This is a genomic window from Allosphingosinicella sp. (assembly GCF_036570505.1).
Taxonomy (GTDB): domain Bacteria; phylum Pseudomonadota; class Alphaproteobacteria; order Sphingomonadales; family Sphingomonadaceae; genus Allosphingosinicella.
The window spans coordinates 1-1,940 of sequence record NZ_DATCYB010000030.1 but is presented as its reverse complement, the minus strand read 5'-3'; the positions used below and the strand labels follow the sequence as shown (position 1 = coordinate 1,940).

Annotated in this window: 3 protein-coding genes; 2 read left to right on the top strand and 1 reads right to left on the bottom strand. The window is 68.2% G+C overall.

Annotation, left to right across the window (positions count from 1 at the left end):
- On the bottom strand, positions 1 to 524 hold a 524-nt coding region (locus tag VIR62_RS02220; protein ID WP_431868319.1), incomplete at its 3' end, for a TetR/AcrR family transcriptional regulator.
- A gap of 84 nt (positions 525 to 608) precedes the next feature.
- On the opposite strand from VIR62_RS02220, the gene VIR62_RS02215 reads away from it, so the two are divergent.
- A complete protein-coding gene (locus VIR62_RS02215; RefSeq protein ID WP_431868317.1) occupies positions 609 to 1,694 on the top strand; it encodes an efflux RND transporter periplasmic adaptor subunit in 1,086 nt (361 codons plus the stop codon).
- Positions 1,695 to 1,697: 3 nt separating this feature from the next.
- Positions 1,698 to 1,940 (top strand): efflux RND transporter permease subunit (locus tag VIR62_RS02210; RefSeq protein WP_431868316.1); only part of this gene is annotated, 243 nt, incomplete at its 3' end.

Sequence of the window (1,940 nt, the reverse complement as noted above, 5' to 3'; positions counted from 1 at the left end):
TGCATGCGCCCCGTCAGCATGCCCACGAACTGCTCGGCGGCGAGTTCCGGATCGGCGACCGACAGCCGGCCGTTCCTGCTCTCCCAGGCCAGATAGTCCGCCAGCAGCCCCAGCATCCGACCCGCCCCGACCGCGTAGATCGCGCCGCCGAGCTCCGGGAAGCGGGCCGATTCCGCGACGATCAGGCGATAGAGAGCGAGCGCCGAGGGACGCAGCATCAGCGAGAGAAAGTCGCGCCCGAGGCGGCGCAGCTCCCGCTCGGGCGTGGACTTGGCGGCGTCGCGCACGACGAGCGGCGCCATCAGCGCCGAGGTCAGTTCCCCGATGGCCGCCTTGAAGAGGCCCTCCTTGCTCTGGAAGTGGTTGTAGACCGTCTGCTTGGAGACGCCCGCCTCGGCGGCGATCATGTCCATGGTCGCAGCGCCGTAGCCGCGCTGGAGGAAGATGTCGGTGCCGGCCTGCTGGATCGAGCGATGCTTGTGCTCGGAGCGGGATTTTGCTGGTTTTTCGACGCTCTCTGCCATTTGCCCTTGCATTTCCTAACGGTCCGACGGCTAGAATAGACTGGACGGTCCAATTTAGGATCGGCCGGCTTAGCAGGACTGTCAATGGGCCTAAGAACTTTGTGGATCGCCGCGGGCGTGCTCGCCCTGGCGGGCGGCGCCGCCGTCTATCACTACCAGTCCGACAAAGGCACGCCCGCCGGACAGATCGCGCAAGCCGCCACCCCCGCCGCCGAGAAGGTCGTCGCGGTGGAGGCGGAGCGCGTCACCGTCGATACCGTTCTCGATGATATCAGGGCCGTGGGCACCCTGGGGCCTGACGAGGCCGTGGTCATTGCCCCTGAAATCGCCGGGCGGATCGACCGCATCAACTTTGCCGAGGGCGACGAGGTGGACGCGGGCGATGTGCTGGTGGAGCTGGACGCGACGATACTGCGGGCCGAACTGGTCAAGGCGCGCTCCGACCTCACCCTCGCCGAGGCCAACCGCGAGCGCGCCATGACGCTGGCGCAGCGGGGAACCGGCACGCTGCGCGCGCGCGACGAGGCGGTCGCCGCCTACCAGGCGGCGCAGGCGAACGTCACGCTCGCCCAGGCCCATCTCGAGAAGGCCTCCATCTCGGCGCCCTTTTCCGGCGTGGTCGGATTGCGCTCGGTCAGCGCCGGCGCCTATGTGGTGCCCGGCACCCGCATCGTCGAGCTGTCCAAGATCGACCCCATCAAGGTCGATTTCCGCGTGCCGGAGCTGGTGCTCTCCAGCCTGCGCGCCGACCAGGCGATCCGCGTCATCGTGGACGCGCTGCCCGACCGCACCTTCGATGGAAAGATCTTCGTCATCGATCCCATCGTCGATGAGAACGGCCGCGCGGTGCGCCTGCGCGCGCGCATCCCCAATCCCGACCGCGCGCTGAAGCCCGGCCTCTTCGCGCGCGTGCGCATCGTCGTCGAGCGCCGCGAGAACGCCGTGCTGGTGCCCGAGTCGGCGGTCTTCGCCGAGGGCAATCAGCGCCTCGTGTACCGGGTGGTGGACAGCCGCGCCAAGATCACGCCGGTCGAGCTCGGCCACCGCCGGCCGGGCCAGGTTGAGGTGGTGACCGGCCTTTCCGCCGGCGACACCGTGGTGACAGCGGGTCACCAGCAGATTCGCGATGGCACCCGTGTCGAGGTGGTCCAGCTCGGCTCCGGGAGCTGAGCCGTGGGCGGCGTCTTCGAGTTCTTCATCCGCCGACCGGTCTTCGCGACGGTGATGAGTCTCATCGTCCTCCTCGTCGGCCTTGTCTCCTACAACCAGCTCACCGTCCGCGAATATCCCAACATCGACGAGCCCATCGTCTCGGTGCGCACCGACTACCCCGGCGCCAGCGCGGAGATCATCGAGAGCCAGGTGACCCAGGTGCTGGAGGGGTCGATTGCCGGCATCGAGGGCATCGAGACCATG